This window comes from Aureimonas sp. N4 (genome assembly GCF_001463925.1).
Lineage (GTDB): Bacteria > Pseudomonadota > Alphaproteobacteria > Rhizobiales > Rhizobiaceae > Aureimonas > Aureimonas ureilytica_A.
This window is the reverse complement of the sequence record NZ_BBWS01000046.1, coordinates 218,850-236,492: the sequence shown is the minus strand read 5'-3', so window position 1 is coordinate 236,492 and position 17,643 is coordinate 218,850. Positions and strand designations below refer to the sequence as shown.

18 protein-coding genes are annotated in these 17,643 nt (G+C 66.5%); 9 read left to right on the top strand and 9 right to left on the bottom strand.

All coding sequences use genetic code 11. The annotated features are described in order from the left end of the window. Nucleotides 1-60: 60 nt before the first annotated feature. From AUL28_RS15345 to pncB, 8 genes are all read right to left on the bottom strand, one after another. Nucleotides 61-897 carry an urease accessory protein UreD gene (locus AUL28_RS15345; RefSeq protein ID WP_082640496.1) on the bottom strand — a complete coding sequence of 279 codons (837 nt, stop codon included), beginning with the start codon at nt 895-897 and terminating at the stop codon, nt 61-63. An 18-nt stretch (nt 898-915) separates the two neighbouring features. Next, nucleotides 916-1,566 carry an amino acid kinase family protein gene (locus AUL28_RS15340; RefSeq protein WP_062234197.1) on the bottom strand — a complete coding sequence of 217 codons (651 nt, stop codon included), beginning with the start codon at nt 1,564-1,566 and terminating at the stop codon, nt 916-918. Nucleotides 1,567-1,802: 236 nt separating this feature from the next. Beyond that, nucleotides 1,803-2,705: a dihydroneopterin aldolase gene (locus tag AUL28_RS15335; RefSeq protein ID WP_062234194.1), complete on the bottom strand. Its 903-nt coding sequence runs from the start codon at nt 2,703-2,705 to the stop codon at nt 1,803-1,805. Beyond that, nucleotides 2,702-3,967: a kynureninase gene (gene kynU, locus AUL28_RS15330; protein WP_374701429.1), complete on the bottom strand. Its 1,266-nt coding sequence runs from the start codon at nt 3,965-3,967 to the stop codon at nt 2,702-2,704. The genes AUL28_RS15335 and kynU overlap by 4 nt, the downstream gene beginning before the upstream one ends. After that, the gene (locus AUL28_RS15325; RefSeq protein ID WP_058601349.1) at nt 3,960-4,208 is read right to left on the bottom strand and encodes an Lrp/AsnC ligand binding domain-containing protein; all 249 of its coding nucleotides are present in this window, start codon (nt 4,206-4,208) and stop codon (nt 3,960-3,962) included. The genes kynU and AUL28_RS15325 overlap by 8 nt, the downstream gene beginning before the upstream one ends. 27 nt (nt 4,209-4,235) lie before the next feature. Continuing rightward, nucleotides 4,236-5,078, bottom strand: coding sequence for an alpha/beta hydrolase (locus AUL28_RS15320; protein WP_062234191.1), 843 nt, complete (start codon nt 5,076-5,078; stop codon nt 4,236-4,238). 68 nt (nt 5,079-5,146) lie between these two features. Continuing rightward, nucleotides 5,147-5,971 (bottom strand): ferredoxin--NADP reductase, encoded by an 825-nt coding sequence (locus AUL28_RS15315; RefSeq protein ID WP_058601351.1) that lies wholly within the window; start codon nt 5,969-5,971, stop codon nt 5,147-5,149. A 137-nt stretch (nt 5,972-6,108) separates the two neighbouring features. Then, nucleotides 6,109-7,413 (bottom strand): nicotinate phosphoribosyltransferase, encoded by a 1,305-nt coding sequence (gene pncB, locus AUL28_RS15310; RefSeq protein ID WP_058601352.1) that lies wholly within the window; start codon nt 7,411-7,413, stop codon nt 6,109-6,111. Nucleotides 7,414-7,603: 190 nt separating this feature from the next. On the opposite strand from pncB, the gene AUL28_RS15305 reads away from it, so the two are divergent. The 9 genes from AUL28_RS15305 (at nt 7,604) to AUL28_RS15265 (ending at nt 17,350) form a co-directional block, all read left to right on the top strand. Then, the gene (locus tag AUL28_RS15305; RefSeq protein ID WP_062234334.1) at nt 7,604-9,019 is read left to right on the top strand and encodes a nucleobase:cation symporter-2 family protein; all 1,416 of its coding nucleotides are present in this window, start codon (nt 7,604-7,606) and stop codon (nt 9,017-9,019) included. Between the two features lie 97 nt (nt 9,020-9,116). Beyond that, nucleotides 9,117-10,121 (top strand): M23 family metallopeptidase, encoded by a 1,005-nt coding sequence (locus AUL28_RS15300; RefSeq protein WP_062234189.1) that lies wholly within the window; start codon nt 9,117-9,119, stop codon nt 10,119-10,121. A 97-nt stretch (nt 10,122-10,218) separates the two neighbouring features. Further along, entirely contained in the window at nt 10,219-11,949 is a 1,731-nt protein-coding gene (gene ggt, locus AUL28_RS15295) for a gamma-glutamyltransferase (protein ID WP_062234185.1), read from the top strand. 136 nt (nt 11,950-12,085) lie between these two features. After that, nucleotides 12,086-13,249, top strand: coding sequence for a YihY/virulence factor BrkB family protein (locus tag AUL28_RS15290; RefSeq protein WP_062234183.1), 1,164 nt, complete (start codon nt 12,086-12,088; stop codon nt 13,247-13,249). A 169-nt stretch (nt 13,250-13,418) separates the two neighbouring features. Beyond that, nucleotides 13,419-14,588, top strand: a complete 1,170-nt coding sequence (locus tag AUL28_RS15285; protein ID WP_062234179.1) for a zinc-dependent alcohol dehydrogenase — start codon at nt 13,419-13,421, stop codon at nt 14,586-14,588. Continuing rightward, a complete protein-coding gene (locus AUL28_RS15280; protein ID WP_062234175.1) occupies nt 14,585-15,388 on the top strand; it encodes an SDR family NAD(P)-dependent oxidoreductase in 804 nt (267 codons plus the stop codon). Before AUL28_RS15285 ends, AUL28_RS15280 begins: the two co-directional genes overlap by 4 nt. Further along, nucleotides 15,385-15,831 carry a DUF1810 domain-containing protein gene (locus AUL28_RS15275; protein WP_062234172.1) on the top strand — a complete coding sequence of 149 codons (447 nt, stop codon included), beginning with the start codon at nt 15,385-15,387 and terminating at the stop codon, nt 15,829-15,831. The genes AUL28_RS15280 and AUL28_RS15275 overlap by 4 nt, the downstream gene beginning before the upstream one ends. Nucleotides 15,832-15,928: 97 nt before the next feature. Further along, a complete protein-coding gene (locus AUL28_RS15270) occupies nt 15,929-17,005 on the top strand; it encodes an ROK family protein (protein ID WP_062234168.1) in 1,077 nt (358 codons plus the stop codon). A gap of 75 nt (nt 17,006-17,080) precedes the next feature. Further along, nucleotides 17,081-17,350 carry a DUF2312 domain-containing protein gene (locus tag AUL28_RS15265; protein WP_062234165.1) on the top strand — a complete coding sequence of 90 codons (270 nt, stop codon included), beginning with the start codon at nt 17,081-17,083 and terminating at the stop codon, nt 17,348-17,350. Nucleotides 17,351-17,441: 91 nt separating this feature from the next. Here the strand turns inward: AUL28_RS15265 and AUL28_RS22730 are convergent, their stop codons facing one another. Then, nucleotides 17,442-17,600: a hypothetical protein gene (locus tag AUL28_RS22730; protein ID WP_156418258.1), complete on the bottom strand. Its 159-nt coding sequence runs from the start codon at nt 17,598-17,600 to the stop codon at nt 17,442-17,444. Nucleotides 17,601-17,643: the final 43 nt, after the last annotated feature.

Sequence of the window (17,643 nt, the reverse complement as noted above, 5' to 3'; positions counted from 1 at the left end):
CGATCTCCTATCCATGGTCCCGAGCACTCTGTTCCAGCCGAATCGGAGGCGAGCGGTTCGTCAGAGCGACCATACGCGGGGAAGGCCAACCTGCGAAAGCAGCGCCAGCGCCGGCACGAGCCGCTTTCGCAGCGCATAATAGCTGGGCGCGACAAGGCGGGCCATGCCGAACCCGTCGAGATGACTGGCGCCGCCCTCCGGCCCCAGCACCTCGCGCAAGGCGGGCAGCACGCCCTCTCCGCGCTCGTCCTGCCAGAACACGGTCGCAAAGGCGCGGGCCGCGCCGAGCGAAGCGTTTCGGCCGGTGAGTTCGGCGATGTCGCTACCCAGCTTGAGATCGTCGGCCAGGATGAGTTGCCCCTCGCGGCGCACACGCCAGCGATCCCGCAAAGCGCCCGTCGTCACGCTCTCGCCCATGGCCTGGCGCCCCAGAACGACGCTTTCGCACAAAAGGAGCCGGCTGCTGAAGGCGGCGTCTACATCGAGACTGCGGCTGAGCCGGCCGCCGTCGAACAGGATCGTTTCCTGCGGGAGATAGCTCAGCGCCGCATTCGGCGCGACGGTCAGGCGCGTCGTGACACGGGCGTCGGGCCCGGTGGAGCGATAGATGCGCTCGCAGGCCTGCGTCGTCACGCGCAGCGCGGCGCTTGGCTCCACTTCGAAGCTCTGCCGCAGCGCGTCACCGCCCGTCAGGCCACCGGCCGTATTGATCAGCACCGCCTCGGCCTTAGCCACGCGAGGAAAGCGCAGCTTGAGCGCGCCGGCCTGATGCAGGTGCCGCAACCGCGTTTCGCTGCGCGGGCCCGTGGGGCCGAACGTGGCGCGTGCCTCACCATGGGCGCGTTGGGCGCGCATAGGCGGCACGTCGCCGGCTTCGCGTGGGAGATCGATCAGCATGGAAAAGGAAGACGAGATTTACTGCGCGGCTTCCGCGAACGCGCCGTGCGGCTGTTCGGAGGAGACTTCGCGACCGGGCAGAACGCCTTCGGCGAAGCGGCGGCCAGACATGGCAAGGTCGGACGGGCCAGCGACATAGACCCGAGTCGAGCCGTGAAGAAGAGCGACGAAGCAGCCATCCACCACGCCGGCCGCCGAAATCGCCTGGAGGCTGGAGCCAGCGGGAACATCGATCTGCTTGATGAGACAGAGCGGCGAGCCGGGAACCTGCGCGGCCAGCCAGGCGGCCACGCTGTCCGACGTGACGCTCCAGGTGTCGTCGGCGTTGCGGCCCGACAGGATCATGTCGGAGGGCATCCAGACCGGCACGAGGCCACGGGCCTGCGCGGATTCGATGGCTTCCAGCGTGCGGGCCGGCACCAGCTTTTCGCCAAGCGCCACGAGCGCATGGCCGAACTGTTCCATGGCCAGCAGCGTCATGCGGTAGGCCGCTTCCGCGTCATAGCCGATGCGGGTCTGAAACTGGCGCACGGTGTTGGCGAAGGGTCCGCCGCCCGGCACGATGACCAGCGGGCGTCCGGTCTTTTCGATGGACTGGACCCACTTGCGCAGATCGGGCGTGGCAATCGAACTTCCGCCGAACTTCACGATCAGCATGGGCTTCGTCATCGCCTCTCTCCCTCGATTTTCTGAGTGTGGCTCAAAAGAGCCTCATTCATGCGCAGCTTGAACACGTTTTAGCAGTCTTGCAAAGTTTCGTGATTCCCTGTCACATAAAATGCAAATAGCTGCATCCCGTCCAACGCATAGCGGGCATGATGGCTCCGCCTCGCCCGGGCATCGCAGTTGCATCGCGTCCGGCCACTTCGGCGAGGCCGGATCTTGAGCAGCCTGCCTGCGGGAGATTAGATCGTGCGTTCGTCGCGGTGGCGACGGATCGCGACACCGACGGCCTCCGGGCCGAGATCGAGCTTTTCCACCTGGATCTCGACCGACAACAATCGGGCATCGCGCAAAAGGTCGGCGGCCAGGTCTTCGGCCAGCGCTTCCACCAGATCGGTATGCCCCTGGTCGGCCAGGCGGCGGATCGCGTCCGTCACGATGTCGTAGGAATAGACTTCGCTGACCTCGCGCGGGACGCGGCTCGGGCGGCGGATTTCCGCCTCGACGGTGAAGCGGAGCCGCTGCGTGCGGTCGCGCTCGAAGCGATAGGCCCCGACGCGGAAGGGCAGTGTGAAACCGCGTACGAAGATGCGATCGGTCTCCGCCGCGCTGCGCTCCGGCGGTGCACCGCGCTCCGGCGCGAAAGCGGCGGGCGGGGCGTCCAGCATGCGCCGGCCGAGCGCCAGCGTTTCGGCATCGGCCTCCTCGAACACCAGCGCTTCGGGCCCGAGCACCAGAAGGCGCGGAATGTCGGGAAGCTCCAGGCGGCCGCCGAACCAGCATTCCATCCCCGCCTCGCGGCACGCGCGCTGGAACTCGGCCAGCGTTTCCAGCGAGAAGGCGCGCAAGAGCGCCCGGTCCGGATCAAGCAGAATCACCGAATAGCCGCCGCGCATCACAGCAACGAACTCGTCCGGCGCTTCCAGCCGGGCGACGCGCAAAGGGTCGGCCGGGAGCGTGACGTCGCCGGCCATGGCGAAGTACAGCTCGGGCTGGCCCTCGACCCGCCGCTCGATGATCTGGCCGGGCACCCTGTCCCGCCGGGCCGGCGCCAGCACATAATCCGCGCCCGCTTCGAGCGCGCGGCGCGCTTCCTCGGGCGAGCGGACGGCGATGGCGAGGCGGCAGGGCTTGGAAAGCGTCATGTCACGGTGTTCCGGCGCTGGAAGCGCTCGTCCTCGTAGCGTTTCGAAGCGAGCAGTTCGGCGATGGTTATCGCTGCGTTAAGCGCGTCGGCGAAGCTGTTGTAAAGAGGCGCGAAGCCAAAGCGCAGAATGTCGGGCGCGCGGAAGTCTCCGACGACACCCTCGTCGATCAGCGCCTGACACAGGGCATAGGCCGCCGGATGCGTGAAGGACACCTGACTGCCGCGCCGCGCTGGCTCGCGCGGGGTGACGAGTTGCAGCCCGTGCCCGGCACAGAGCGCCTCCACGGCCGCGATGAAGAAGCGCGTCAGCGCCACGGACTTCTCGCGCAACGCGGCCATGTCCACGCCGTCGAACGCATCCAGCGCGGCGTCCAGCGCGGAAAGCGCCAGCACCGAGGGCGTGCCGGTCAGGAAGCGTGTGACGCCCGACGCCGGCTGGTAGCCCGCCTCGAAGGCGAAGGGTGCGGCATGGCCGAACCAGCCCGACAGCGGCTGGCGGGCGGCTGCCTGATGACGCGGCGCGACATAGAGAAAGGCCGGCGCGCCGGGGCCGCCATTCAGATATTTGTAGCCGCAGCCGATCGCGAAATCCGCCCCGTCGCCTGCGAGATCCACCGGCAGAGCCCCGGCCGAATGCGCGAGATCCCACAGCGCCAGCGCGCCGCGCTCATGCGCCAGACGCGACAGGGCGGCCATGTCGTGCAGCGCGCCGGTGCGATAGTTCACCTGCGTCAGCATCAGAACGGCGGTCTCGTCCGTGACAAGGGCCGGAATCTCGTCGGCATGATCGGCGAGACGCAGCTCGTGCCCTTGGTTCAGAAGGCTGGCGAGGCCTTCCGCCATATAGAGATCGGTCGGAAAGTTGGAGCGCTCCGACACGATGACGCGACGGCCCGGCCGCAGCGCCAGGGCGCTCGCCAGAACCTTGAAGAGATTGACCGAGGTCGAATCGCAGGCAACGAGCGCCCCCTCCTCCGCCCCGACGATGCGGGCGATGCGCGCGCCGACGCGCGCGGGCAGGTCGACCCAACCGGCCTGGTTCCAGGAGGCGATCAGCCCCGTGCCCCATTCGCGGTCGACGACATCGCGCAACCGGGCTCGCGCGCCATAGGTCAGGCAGCCGAGCGAGTTGCCGTCGAGATAGGTCATGCCTTCCGGCAGATGGAACAGGGCGCGCAAGGGGCGCAGCCTGTCGGCGTGGTCGGCGGCCTCGGCGCGCTCGGTCCAGAGATCGGAGAGAGCGGGAATCACATCAGCCACGGCCGAACGCCTTGAACGCGACGGTGGTGAACGTATCCACCACGCCATCCACCGTTTGCAGCTTCTCGGTCACGAAGTGCCCGATGTCGCGCCCGGCTTCCAGATAGAACTTGGCGAGAAGATCGTATTGGCCCGATGTCGAGTAGATTTCCGAAATCTCCTCGACGCTCTCAACCAGATCGTCGGCAACGGTATAAGCCGTACCGGGCCGACATTTGAACTGAACAAAAATCGCTTGCATCACGGTGTCTCCAGAGCGCTTGAGCTATCAGAGAGAAGCGCCTGAGGTCAAAACTCTCGTGATCTGCGAGCCCGACAGAGCCAAGTCTTCGATCACATCGAAATGGTGCCGATCGGGAATGTCCGCCGCTTCCACCGGGACGCCCAGCCCGGACCATGCGGAGGCCAGAAAATGCGTCTGGCGGCGAAGCTCGGGCAGTTCCGCCGCGCCGACCACGGCATGGATGGGGCAGATATGAAGAGGCTCAAGCAGCGCCGGGCTTTGCGCCAGCGCTTCAGCCGCGTCGATGCGCAGCGTATCGTTCATGCGGGTGCGACGGATCGGCCTGAGATCGTGCAGGCCGCTGATCGGCACGACGCGATCGACCCGCGCCAGGACGGGGCCGGGCAAAGGCGAGCCGGCGGCGACCATGCGCGCCACGAGATGGCCGCCCGCAGAATGGCCGACGAGCCGGATGCCGCCCTCGACGCGGCGCGCGGCCAGCGTTATCGCCTGCCCCACATCCTCCGCGATTTCGGTGAGGCGCGCTTCGGGCGCGAGGCGGTAGCTCGGCATGGCGACCGCGAAGCCCGATTCCACCGCTCCGCGCGCCAGATGCGACCAGACGGATTTCTCGAGCGCCTTCCAATATCCGCCATGAACGAAAACGACGAGGCCGCGCGCGGGGCCTTCGGGATGGAACAGGTCGAGCTTCTGGCGCTCATGTGCGCCATAGGCGAGGTCGATCTCGCTGCGTCGCCGCCCTTCCATCACATCGCGGAAGGCGGAGGCTTCGCGCTGCCAGCGGGGCACGAACGTGTCGGAGCGCTGGACGGCGCCCGAATTGTCATAGGCCGCGTCGAAATCGGCGACCGGGATCCAATGGGTCATGCTGCGCTCCTCCCCGCATTCGGGAAGGAATAGGGCGCGACACCGGCCGCGTCACGCCCCGCGCTCCATCAATCGACGAAGGAGCGCTCCACGACATAGGTGCCGGGCTTGGAATTGGCGCCTTCTTCGAGGCCGAAGCGCTCGCACAGGGCGGCCGTTTCCTTCAGCATTTCCATGGAGCCGCAGATCATGGCACGGTCGGTCGCGGGGTCCATCGGCGGCACGCCGAGATCGGTGAAGAGCTTGCCGGTTTCCAGCAGTGTGGTGACGCGCTCGCCCTTGTGCTCGCCCTCGCGCGTGGCGGAGCCGTGATAGAGCAGCTTGTCACCGACGATTTCCGACAGGATTTCGTCGGTCTTGATCGTCTCGACCAGTTCCTGCCCGTAGCGCAGCTCGGCCAGCTCGCGCGTCGTATGCGTCAGGATGACCTGATCGAACTTCTCGTAGGTTTCGGGATCGCGGATCACGCCGGCGAAGGGCGCAATGCCCGTGCCGGTGGAGAAGAGATACAGCCGGTTGCCCGGCAGGAGCGCGTCGAGCACCAGCGTGCCGGTCGGCTTCTTGCGCATCAGCACCGTGTCGCCCGGCTGAATCTTCTGGAGATGCTCGGTCAGCGGGCCGCCCGGCACCTTGATGGAGAAGAATTCCAGCTCTTCGTCCCAGGAGGGGCTGGCGATCGAATAGGCGCGGAAGACCGGCTTCTCGGCATTGGGCAGGCCGATCATCGCGAACTCGCCGGTGCGGAAGCGGAAGCTCGCGGGCCGGGTCATGCGGAACTTGAAGAGACGGTCGGTATAGTGCTTCACCTCGGTCACGGTCTCGGCGAAGACATTGGCCGGGATCGGGAAGGCGGCGGTTTCAGACGCGAGCGGAGTCTGGACGGGGGCGTTCATCGGGGGCCCTTCGGCAGCAAGCAAAACGGGGCACGGCTGACCTCAAGCCAAACCGGCATCGCGGCACGAAACCGCGCCGCAAACGAAATTCCCCTTCTCCTGACCCATCCCGGGCCCAAAAAAAAGGTCGTTTATTCTCAAACCAGCACGTCGCGCGAAATTTCCGCCTTCGTGCCGAAGATGCGGCGATAGCGCTCGATGGACTCGGGCGTGCCCGTGGCCTTGGCCGGATTGTCCGACAGCTTGACCGCCGGACGCCCGTCCGCGTCCATGACCTTGCAGACCAGCGAGATCGGATGGAGGCCGGGCGTGTCCTCCGGCGCGACGCCGCGAAAGTCGTTGGTGAGGTTGGTGCCCCAGCCGAAGCTCATGCGCACGCGCCCGTCGAAATGGCGATAGGTCTCCTCGATGGAATCGACGTCCATCCCGTCCGAGAAGACGAGGAGCTTGTCGCGCGGATCGACACCCTTCGAGCGCCACCAGGCCATGATCGCCTCGCCGCCCTCGATCGGCGGGGCCGAGTCGGGGCGGAACCCCGTCCAGTTCGCGACCCAGCCGGGCGCGCGCTCCAGAAACGAGGCCGTGCCGAACGTGTCGGGCAGCACCACCAAGAGATTGCCGCCATACCAGCTCTGCCACGCCTTCAGCACCTCGTAGGGCGCATCGCGAAGCTCGGCGTCGGAGCGGGCCATGGCGGCATAGACCATGGGCAGTTCGTGCGCGTTGGTGCCGATCGCTTCGAGATCGGTCTCCATGGCGAGCAAGACGTTGGACGAGCCGATGAAGCGATCGCCGAGCTTTTCCTTCAGCGCTTCGACGCACCAGCGCTGCCACAGGAAGGAATGGCGGCGGCGCGTTCCGAAATCCGACATGCGGATGGCCGGCAGCTTGTCCAGCCGCTCGACCTTCTCCCACATCTTGGCCTTGGCGCGGGCATAGAGAACGTCCAGCTCGAAGCGGCCGTAATCCTTCATCGCGGCGCGCGAGCGAAGCTCGTTGATGATGGCGAGCGCCGGGATTTCCCACATCATCGTGTGGGTCCAGGGGCCGTGGAACATCAGCTCGTACTGCCCGTCCCGCTTGGCGAGTTCATAGGGCGGGAGCTGGAAATCGCGCAGCCATTCCAGGAAGGCCGGCAGGAAGATCTGCCGCTCGCCATAGAAGGAGTTACCCGCCAGCCAGATCATCTCGCGCTTGGAAAAGCGTACGGAGCGGGCATAGTCGAGCTGGGCGCGCAGCTCCGCCTCGTCGATCTCGTCGGCGATGCGCACGGTCTTGGTGCGGTTGATGAGGCGGAAGGTGACCTGCGTGTTGGGATGCAGGCCCCAGACCATCTGCAGCATCAGAAGCTTGTAGAAATCCGTATCGAGCAGCGAGCGCACGATCGGGTCGAGCTTGAACGTGTGGTTCCACACCCGCGTTGCAATATCCGTGGCGACCATGACCGCCCTTTCCGATGACGCTCGTTTCGGCTTCGATGCTTAGCCGATCGAAACGAGCGATGACAGCCCGACCCTGCGGCAGGCTTATCTATGCTGCATTGCCCACTTCATACTCATGGTCAAATAACTTGCACAATCCTGGCGAAAGTCGTGATCTACTCCGGCCGTGAACCGCATGGAGCGCCCTCGCATGGCTCGAACCCCGCCGCCCTCTTCCCCTCATCCGGTCGATGAGCGCCTGCCCGCCGGGCGGCTTGCGCCGCTCGCCGTGCAGCATGTGCTCGTCATGTATGCCGGCGCGGTGGCCGTGCCGCTGATCGTCGGGCGCGCCCTGCAACTGCCGCCCGAGGATGTCGCCTTCCTGATCTCGGCCGATCTCTTCGCCTGCGGCATCGCCACGCTGATCCAGAGCCTCGGCCTCTGGAGCACGGGCATTCGCCTGCCGGTGATGATGGGCGTCACCTTCGCCTCGGTCGGCCCGATGCTCGCCATGGGCGCGCTGCCGGAGGTCGGGCTGCTCGGCATCTACGGCTCCGTCATCGCAGCGGGCCTGTTCGGCATTCTCGTCGCGCCTCTCGTCGGGCGCGTGTTGCCGTTGTTTCCCCCTGTCGTCACCGGCTCGATCATTCTCGTGATCGGCATTTCGCTGATGCGCGTCGGCATCAACTGGGCGGGCGGGGGCCTGCCGACCCTGCCGAAGGTGCTGGAAACGGGGGAGCGCGTGCAGGTGGCCAATCCCGCCTATGGCGCGCCGGAAGGCCTCTTGATGGCAACTTTCGTGCTCCTCGTGATTCTGGCCATCCTGCGCTGGGGGCGCGGCTTCATCGCCAATGTCGCGGTTCTCGCCGGCATCGTGGCGGGCGCGGCGGTGGCGACGATGCTGGGCGCGATGCATTTCGACAAGGTGGCGGCGGCTCCCTGGTTCGGCCTCGTCCTGCCCTTTCATTTCGGCTGGCCGCAATTTCATCTCGTGCCGATCCTGACCATGTGCCTCGTCATGATCGTGGTGATGATCGAGTCGCTCGGCATGTTTCTGGCGCTCGGCGAGATGACCGAGCGGACGCTCGACCGCAAGGCGATCACACGCGGCCTGCGCGCCGATGGCGTCGGCACGCTGATCGGCGGCATCTTCAACACCTTCCCCTATACGTCCTTCTCGCAGAATGTCGGTCTCGTCGGCGTCACGGGCGTCAAGTCGCGCTTCGTCACGGCGGCGGGCGGCGTCATCCTGCTTGGTCTCGGCCTCAGCCCGAAAATGGCGGCGTTGGTGGAGGCCGTGCCGGTGACCGTGCTCGGCGGGGCGGGGCTCGTGATGTTCGGCATGGTGGCCGCGACGGGCGTTCGCATTCTCTCCGCCGTGGACTTCCGCGCCAACCGGAGCAATCTCTTCATCGTCGCCCTGTCGATCGGCTTCGGCATGATCCCGCTGGTCGCGCCCGGCTTCTTCCACCACATGCCCCGCGCCCTCCAGCCGCTTCTGGAATCGGGCATCCTGCTCGCCGCCATCGCCTCGGTCCTCCTCAACCTCTTCTTCAACCGGCTGGACGGGGCGGATGTGGCGCGCACCCGGTCCGCCGGCGTGGCCGGGGCGTCCGAGCACGTCTGAGCCGGCGATGGATCGAAGACACGGGCGGGTGCGCCTCGACGGGTGCGCCTGCGCCATGCGACAAGCCGGGCGAACTCCTAGGCAAGGATCGCCCGCCATGTCGCTTCGCCACTTCGCGCTTGCCGGCCTTCTCACCGGGCTGACCCTTTCCGCCCCGCCGGCCGAGGCCGACGATACGAGGCGACTGCAACTGCCGGTCGCCTGCGCCATCGGGCAGGACTGTTTCGTCCAGCAATTGCCGGACATGGACCCCGGCCCCGGCGCCACCGATCCGTTCTGCGGAACGGCGGCCTATGACGGGCATGACGGGATCGACATTCGCGTCCTGTCCATGCGCGATATCGAGCGCGGCGTGCCGGTCGTGGCCGCTCTTGGCGGCACGGTGCGGGGCGGGCGCGACGGGATGTCGGATCGGCTCGCCAATACGAAAGAGCTGCGCGATGCCGTGAAATCCGTCGAATGCGGCAATGGCGTCGTGATCGCCTACGGCCAAGGCTTGGAAACGCAATATTGCCATATGCGGCGGGGTTCCGTTCGCGTGAAGCCGGGCCAGCGTGTGGAGGCCGGCCAAGTGCTCGGCGAGATCGGCTCGTCGGGGCTCGCCGAGTTTCCGCACGTCCACCTTTCGGTGCGCCGCAACGGCGCCAAGATCGACCCCATCTCCGGCCGCGCGGTCGGCGGCGGCTGCCTCGCTGACGATACGGAGCGCACCACGCTCTTCACACCCGAGGCGGCGGAGCTTCTTGCGCGGCCGACGACGCAGCTTCTCGCCATGGGGCTGGCCGGCGAGGTGTTGGATTACGATAAGCTCGCCAGTGACGGCCCGCCACCGACGGCGGGCGCGAATGCGCCGATGACGGTCGGCTGGGGCTGGTTCGCCAATCTCCATGGTGGAGACCGCGTGCGCTTTGGGCTGACCGACCCCGCCGGGACCAAGGTTCTGGACACGCTGACCGAACCGCTCGACCGCAACAAGGCCGTTTATTCCGGCCTTGCGGGCCTGCGCCGCCCGCCCACGCCGGGCACATGGGTTCTGGAGGTCGCGGTGGAGCGCGACGGAACCGCGCTTCTGCATCGAACCCAGCGCATCGAAATCCGCTGACGGGCCCCGGCTTCGCGCGTGACAAGCGCGCGGGGCTGACGCAGTCTGTGCGCCGACGCCGCCCGGTCTCGCGCGGCTTTCGGTCAGGAGACGCGCCATGTTTCGTCGGACCCGCCTTTCTCTTCTTCTGTGCCTGACGGTTATACCGGTCTTTCCGGCGGGAGCCGCCTCCCCCGCCCCGGTCGCCGCCGAGCATGGCATGGTCGTCACCGCCCAGCGCATCGCGTCCGAGATCGGCGTCGAGGTTTTGCGCTCGGGCGGCAACGCCGTGGATGCGGCGGTGGCGGTCGGCTATGCGCTCGCCGTGGTCTATCCGACCGCCGGCAATCTCGGCGGCGGCGGTTTCATGACGCTGCGCCTGAAGGACGGCACCGCGCGCTTCATCGACTTTCGCGAACGCGCGCCGGGCAAGGCCACCAAGGACATGTATCTGGATGCCAAGGGCGATCCGGTTCCCGGCCTTTCGACCGATGGCTATCTCGCGGTCGGCGTGCCCGGCTCGGTCGCCGGCTTCGAACATGCGCGCGAGCATTTCGGCACCAAGGACCGCGCGGCGCTGCTTGCCCCCGCGATCCGCCTCGCGCGCGACGGCTTCGAGCTGTCGCCCGGCGATGTCGCGAGCTTCGCGGAGGGAAATGCCGATCTTGCCAAGGACCCGGCGGCGGCGGCGATCTTCCTGAAGAACGGCACGGAGCCTTATGGCGCGGGCGAGAAGCTGGTGCAGAGCGACCTCGCCGGCACGCTGGAGGCCATCGCCCAACGCGGACCCGACGGGTTCTACAAGGGCGCGGCGGCCGAGGCCATCGCGCAGGCCAGCGCAGCGCATGGCGGTATTCTGGAGCGGAGCGATTTCGAGGCTTACAAGGTTCGTGAACTCGATCCTGTCCGCTGCGACTATCGCGGCTATGAGATCATTTCCTCGCCGCCGCCCAGCTCCGGCGGCGTGGTGATCTGCGAAATCCTCAATATTCTGGAAGCCTATCCGCTGAGCTATACCGGCTATGGCTCGGCCGAGACGGTGCATCTGATGGCGGAGGCCATGCGGCAGGCCTTTGTGGACCGCAATTCGGCGCTGGGCGACCCGGACTTCGTGAAGAACCCGACCGAGACGCTGCTGTCGCAAGCCTATGCCGACAAGGTGCGCGCGCGCATCGATCCCAACCGCGCCGGTGTCTCGGCCGCGATGAAGCCGGTCGGAGCGGAAAGCCACGAGACGACGCATTATTCCATCATCGACAAGGACGGAAACGCCGTCGCCGTGACCTACACGCTCAACGGCGCCTTTGGCGCGCGCGTGGTCGCGCCCGGCACGGGCGTTCTCCTGAACAACGAGATGGACGATTTCACGCAGAAACCCGGTGTGCCCAATCTCTATGGGCTGGTGCAGGGCGAGGCCAATGCCATCGCGCCCGGCAAGACGCCGCTGTCTTCCATGAGCCCGACGATCATCACGCAGAAGGGCGAGCCCGTCATGGTGATCGGCTCGCCCGGCGGCTCGCGCATCATCACCATCGTCGCGGAAGCCATCATGAACGTGGTGGATCACGGCATGGATATTCAGGAAGCGGTGGACGCGCCGCGCATCCACCATCAATGGCAGCCCGACCGAATCACGATGGAACCCCGCGCCCTCTCGCCCGACACGATCCGACTTCTCGCCGCCAAGGGCCATGTGGTGCGCGAAGACCCGAACTGGCCGGTCTGGGGCGAGGCGGCGGGCATCCTCGTCGGCGGCCCGAGTCTGGCCAAGCGCGATCCGCAGAGCCCCAACCGCTTCTTCGGCGCCATCGACGCGCGGGCCGGCTCGGGGGCAGCCATCGGCTACTGACGCACCCGCGAGCCGCCATCCTTTTGCCACGACTTCGCCCCCTGAGGATCGCAAAGCCGCTTCGCCGCGTTTGCCCTTTTGAGGGCGGCGAAGCGGCGCCGGCCTCGCGGAAGAGCAGCGAGGGGCGCGAAGGGCGATGAGCGGAGACACGCAGCGGAAACATTCGGCGACAGGGGACATCATCCTCGGCCTCGCCTCGGCGGGCGCGCTGACCGTCCTGGGCTTCATCGCCGGCAAGTCGGGCGTGGCGCGCGAGCGCGGCTGGCCGGGCGAGGCCGGCGGCAAGGACGCCTCCGCCGCTTGGTCCGACGATCCGGCCTCGGGCCAAGGCGGGAAAACGTCGGTGGCCATGGGCGACAGCGCGCACGGGCGCGCCGCCCAGAAGCCGACAGCCATTCCGGCCAAGGGCTGGAAGGACGTTCTCTGGCGCACCTATGAGGAATTCTCGAACGACCGGCTGATGCTGGTCGCCGCCGGCGTCACCTTCTACGTGCTTCTGGCGCTGTTTCCCGCCATCACCGCCTTCATCTCGATCTATGGTCTGTTCAGCGATCCGGCCAGCGTGCGCGATCAGTTGCAGGGCCTGCAAGGCGTCCTGCCCGGCGGCGCGCTCCAGATCATCGGCGAGCAGTTGCAGCGCATCACCTCGCAGGAAAGCGCCAAGCTCGGCTTCGGCATGATCTTCGGCCTCGGCGTCGCGCTCTGGAGCGCCAATGCCGGCATGAAGACGCTCTTCGACGCCATGAACATCGTCTACGAGGAAGAGGAAAAGCGCGGCTTCATCAAGCTGACTCTCATCACGCTCGGCTTCACGCTCGGCACGATCGTCGCGCTCATCGTGGCGCTGATGGGCGTCGTCGTCCTGCCGATCGTCCTGGAGTTCCTGCATCTGGGCAGTCTGGAAACCGTGCTTCTGGTTCTGCGCTGGCCGATCCTGCTCGTGCTCGTCGCGCTCGGGCTTTCGATCATCTACCGCGTCGGCCCCAGCCGCTCGGCCGCGCGCTGGCGCTGGATCGCGCCGGGCAGCCTGTTCGCCGCCGCGCTCTGGGTCGTGTTCTCCCTGCTCTTCTCCTGGTACGCCCAGAATTTCGGCTCCTATGACGAGACCTATGGATCGCTTGGCGCGGCCATCGGCTTCATGACCTGGATCTGGATTTCCACCATCGTGGTGTTGATCGGGGCCGAACTCAACGCCGAGATGGAGCATCAGACGGCGATCGATTCCACCACCCACGCCGCCCGCCCCATGGGCCAGCGCGGCGCGACCATGGCCGACACGCTGGGCGAGACGAAGGGCTGATGCTCCCTTCGGTGTCGTTCGCCACCCAAACGAACTCTCAGGAACTGGACTTCGAAACCTCCGGTTAAGCTTGAAGAGAGCGCAACGGCGATCCGGCTTCGCTTCGATCCCTCGAACGAGCCGGTCCGCATCGCGGCGCGCCCTCCCCGCAGCCCGAGAGGAGATTTCCATGAAAGCGCTGACCTGGCACGGAAAGAGCGACATCCGCTGCGAAAGCGTGCCCGATCCTCGGATCGAGGACGCGCAGGACGTCATCATCAAGGTAACGTCCTGCGCCATCTGCGGCTCCGATCTGCATATCTATGACGGCGTGATCCCCGACATGCATTCGGGCGATATCGTCGGCCACGAGACGATGGGCGAGGTCGTCGAGGTCGGCTCGGGCACCAAAAACCTCAAGGTTGGCGACCGGGTGGTCGTGCCCTTCACCATTTCCTGCGGCGAGTGCTTCTTCTGCAAGCGCGGCTTCTTCTCGGCTTGCGAACGCTCCAACCCGGACAAGGCCAAGGCCGAAAAGCTCTGGGGCCATTCGCCCGCCGGCCTGTTCGGCTATTCGCATCTCTTGGGCGGCTATCCCGGCGGGCAGGCGGAATACTTACGCGTGCCCTATGCCGATGTCGGGCCGATCAAGGTGCCGGACGGGCTCACCGACGAGCAGGTCCTCTTCCTGTCCGACATTTTCCCGACCGGCTACATGGCGGCCGATTTCTGCGACATCCAGCCGGGCGACACGATTGCCGTCTGGGGTTGCGGCCCGGTCGGCCAGATGGCGATCAAGAGCGCGTTCCTGCTCGGCGCCGAGCGCGTCATCGCGATCGACACGGTGCCCGAGCGTCTGGCGATGGCCCAGGCGAGCGGCGCGATCACGCTGAACTTCATGGACGAGGACATCTACGACCGCATTCAGGATCTCACCAACGGGCGCGGCGCGGATGCCTCGATCGATGCGGTGGGGTCCGAAGCGCATGGCATGGCCTCGTTCGACTCGTTGATCGACCGCGTGAAACAGGCGACCTTCATGGGCACCGACCGGCCGCATGTTGTGCGTCAGGCCATCCATTGCACCCGCAATTTCGGCACGGTTTCGATCGTCGGCGTCTATGGCGGCTTCGTGGACAAGATCCCGATGGGCTCGGCCATCAATCGCGGCCTGACCTTCCGCATGGCGCAGACGCCCGTGCAGCGCTACCTGCCGCTTTTGATGGAGCGCATCGTGAAGGGCGAGATCGACCCGTCCTTCGTGATCACTCATACGGGCACGCTGGAAGACGGGCCGGATCTCTACAAGACCTTTCGTGACAAGCAGGATTCCTGCATCAAGGTGGTGCTGAAGCCATGAGCGAGACCGTGCATTCGCAAAGCCGTCCGCTCGCCGTCGTCACCGGCGCGTCCAGCGGCATCGGGCTGGAACTGGCGCGTCTCTGCGCGGCCGACGGGTTCGATCTCGTCATCGCCGCCGACGAGGCCGAGATCGAGACGGTGGCCACCGAGCTGCGGCGCTCGGGCGTCGCGGTCGAGGCCGTGACCGCCGATCTCTCCAGCCTGGAAGGCGTCGGCCAGCTCGTCGCCGTCATTGGAGAGCGCCCGGTGCATTCTCTCTTCGCCAATGCGGGCCAGGCGCTCGGCAAGGGCTTCCTGGATCAGGACCTCCATCGTGCGCTGGAGATGATGAACACCAACATCACCGGCACGCTGGCGCTGATCCACCACGTCGGCAACGCGATGCGGGCGCGGGGCGAAGGGCATATCCTGATCACGGGCTCCATCGCCGGCTTCATGCCGGGGGCCTTCATGGCCGTCTACAACGGCACGAAAGCCTTCCTGAACAGCTTCTCCTTCGCGCTGCGCAACGAGCTGAAGGGTACGGGTGTCACCGTATCCTGTCTCATGCCGGGGCCGACCGACACGGAGATCTTCGCGCGCGGCGACATGCAGGACACGAGCATGGCGCGGGATGTGCCGAAGGAAGACCCCGCCAAGGTCGCGCGCACCGGCTACGAGGCCTTGAAGAAGGGCGAGGGCGACGTCGTGAGCGGCTGGTCGAACAAGCTTCAGGCCGCGCTCGCCAATGTCACGCCTGCCCCGATGCTGGCGGAGATGAACCGCAAGCTGGCCGAACCGGGCTCGGCCAAGACATGAGCGGCGTGAGCTCAGAAGCCGATCCGTTCGATCTCGGCCGGTTTCTCTCGGCGCAGGAGACGACACAGGCCCGAGCCCTCGCCGAACTCCGACGCGGGCGCAAGGAAAGCCATTGGATGTGGTTCGTCTTTCCGCAACTCGCGGGACTGGGGCGCAGCGAAACGGCGCGCCATTACGCGATCCGCTCGTTGGCCGAAGCGCGCGCCTATCTCGCCCATCCTGTGCTCGGCCCCCGACTGCGCGAGGCCGTGGCGGCCGCCATGGCGTCGGGCGTCACCTCACCCCGCGCCCTGTTCGGCTCGCCCGACGACATGAAGCTGCGCTCCTCCCTGACGCTGTTCCGCGAGGCGGCCGAGGGCGATGAGGCGCAAGCCTTCGACGAGGCGCTCGCGCGCTTCTTCTGCGGCGAGGCGGACAAGGAAACGCTGAAGCGGCTGGGCTGACGGCCGCTTCACGTTGCCGCGAGAGAGGGCCGAGCCGGCGAACCCCGGCGCACCTTCGCCATTGTGACCTCGTGGCGCAAGGATGAGGGACGAGACGATGGCCGACAGCTTGGACGTTCCTCTCTCCTGCGACGACATCCCCCACGGCGCGGCCGACCTCCCCTCCTTGCGCGTTGAAAGCTACAGTCTCGACCTGCGAGAGGAGGACGGCTTCGTCGGCGACAAGGCCAGCGAGACCGCCTTTCGCGAGCTTCTGGACGAATGGCGCGAGCGCCTGTCCGGCCGGGGCATCAAGCCCTTCGGCGAGGAGCCGACCGAAGAGCTGGAGCGCGACGAGTTGGACGAAGCCTTGCGCGGCCCCGCGCGGCATCCGAATGAAGCGGCCGAGGCGGAGACGCTGGAGCGCTCCCTTGCCGAGTTCTCCCGCGACCTGACCGACGTGCTCATCCGTTTCCTGCAGACGCCCTCATGGCGCGGCACGCAGCGCATTGTCTGCGGCGGCGGGCTGCAATCGGCCGAGATCGGACAGGAGGTCTTGCGGCGCGCCCAGGCCCATCTCCGCGAGGCGAATTGGAATGTCGCCCTCACCCCGCTCAGCCACGAGCCCGACGATGGCGGCATGATCGGCTGGGCCTATGCCGCGCCGTCCGAGCTTCTGTCGCAGGGCAACGGGTTTCTGGCCGTCGATATCGGTGGCACGAATCTTCGCTGCGGCCTCGTGTCGTTGCCGAGCGGCGTTGGCGCGCCGGACGTCGTCGCCCGCGAAAAATGGTGCCATGCCGACGAGACGCCGAGCCGGGACGAGATGGTGGAGCACATCGCCGCCCTGCTGCGCGACATGGCCGGCGAGGCGGAGCGGCACGGGCTGCGTCTCTCGCCCGTGATCGGTCTGGCCTGCCCCGGCCTGATCCGCCCGGACGGCTCGATTGCGAGCGGCGTGCAGAACCTGCCGGGGGACTGGAGCGAGGATGGGTTCTTTCTCCATGAGCACATCCGGCGCGCCGTGCCCCTGCTCGCCGGGCAGCCGAGCGTGGTGCTCCTTCACAATGACGCTGTCATCCAGGGCCTCAGCGAAGCGCCCTCGATGCGGGATGTCTCGCGCTGGGCGGCGGTGACGATCGGCACCGGGCTCGGCAATGTCGCCTTCCGAAACCACGCTGCATTCGAGCAGTGAATCCTGCCGTTACGATTAAGGAAGTGATTACGTCTGCCGGCGATAGTGCGCTCATTCATTCAAGAAGGAGTCACCATGTTGGACACGGTTGGGATCGGCGGAAGCCGCATCCGCTCGTTCGTGGAGCGCGTGGAACAACTGGATCAGGAAATCCAGGATCTGATGGAAGGCAAGAAGGACGTCTTCGCCGAAGCGAAGGGCGAAGGCTTCGACGTCAAAATTCTGAAAGAAATCATCAAGCTGCGCAAGCAGGACAAGGACGAGCGCGACGAACACGAAACGCTGCTCGACCTGTATCTGCGCGCGATGGACGAGGCCCCGGCAGAGACCGCCAAGGCGGCTTGAGTCTGGCGGCGCGGTCAATTTCGACCTGCGCCCCTCGTCCAGCAAAGCCCTCCCCGCCCGCCGGCGGGGAGGGCTTTTTCATGTCGCGATGTCAGTTCTGCGAGACGGGGCGATAGTCCACCAGAGGGTCGGCCTCGACCTTGGTCATGTTAGTCACGCCCAGAAACACGATGCCGCCCGCAAAGAGCAGGCTGAGGGTCAAAAGGCCGTATCGAAGAAAGCGAACGTGAAAAGGGCTGCGGCTGCGCATAGGCGTCCATCCATGAAATCGTCAGGTCAACAATCGCGTGATG

Coding starts and splice junctions, on each gene's coding strand:
- AUL28_RS15345 (WP_082640496.1), bottom strand. CDS start 897: ATGCTGATCGATCTCCCACGCGAAGCCGGCGACGTGCCGCCTATGCGC.
- AUL28_RS15340 (WP_062234197.1), bottom strand. CDS start 1,566: ATGACGAAGCCCATGCTGATCGTGAAGTTCGGCGGAAGTTCGATTGCC.
- AUL28_RS15335 (WP_062234194.1), bottom strand. CDS start 2,705: ATGACGCTTTCCAAGCCCTGCCGCCTCGCCATCGCCGTCCGCTCGCCC.
- AUL28_RS15325 (WP_058601349.1), bottom strand. CDS start 4,208: ATGCAAGCGATTTTTGTTCAGTTCAAATGTCGGCCCGGTACGGCTTAT.
- AUL28_RS15320 (WP_062234191.1), bottom strand. CDS start 5,078: ATGACCCATTGGATCCCGGTCGCCGATTTCGACGCGGCCTATGACAAT.
- AUL28_RS15315 (WP_058601351.1), bottom strand. CDS start 5,971: ATGAACGCCCCCGTCCAGACTCCGCTCGCGTCTGAAACCGCCGCCTTC.
- pncB (WP_058601352.1), bottom strand. CDS start 7,413: ATGGTCGCCACGGATATTGCAACGCGGGTGTGGAACCACACGTTCAAG.
- AUL28_RS15305 (WP_062234334.1), top strand. CDS start 7,604: ATGGCTCGAACCCCGCCGCCCTCTTCCCCTCATCCGGTCGATGAGCGC.
- AUL28_RS15300 (WP_062234189.1), top strand. CDS start 9,117: ATGTCGCTTCGCCACTTCGCGCTTGCCGGCCTTCTCACCGGGCTGACC.
- ggt (WP_062234185.1), top strand. CDS start 10,219: ATGTTTCGTCGGACCCGCCTTTCTCTTCTTCTGTGCCTGACGGTTATA.
- AUL28_RS15290 (WP_062234183.1), top strand. CDS start 12,086: ATGAGCGGAGACACGCAGCGGAAACATTCGGCGACAGGGGACATCATC.
- AUL28_RS15285 (WP_062234179.1), top strand. CDS start 13,419: ATGAAAGCGCTGACCTGGCACGGAAAGAGCGACATCCGCTGCGAAAGC.
- AUL28_RS15280 (WP_062234175.1), top strand. CDS start 14,585: ATGAGCGAGACCGTGCATTCGCAAAGCCGTCCGCTCGCCGTCGTCACC.
- AUL28_RS15275 (WP_062234172.1), top strand. CDS start 15,385: ATGAGCGGCGTGAGCTCAGAAGCCGATCCGTTCGATCTCGGCCGGTTT.
- AUL28_RS15270 (WP_062234168.1), top strand. CDS start 15,929: ATGGCCGACAGCTTGGACGTTCCTCTCTCCTGCGACGACATCCCCCAC.
- AUL28_RS15265 (WP_062234165.1), top strand. CDS start 17,081: ATGTTGGACACGGTTGGGATCGGCGGAAGCCGCATCCGCTCGTTCGTG.
- AUL28_RS22730 (WP_156418258.1), bottom strand. CDS start 17,600: ATGCGCAGCCGCAGCCCTTTTCACGTTCGCTTTCTTCGATACGGCCTT.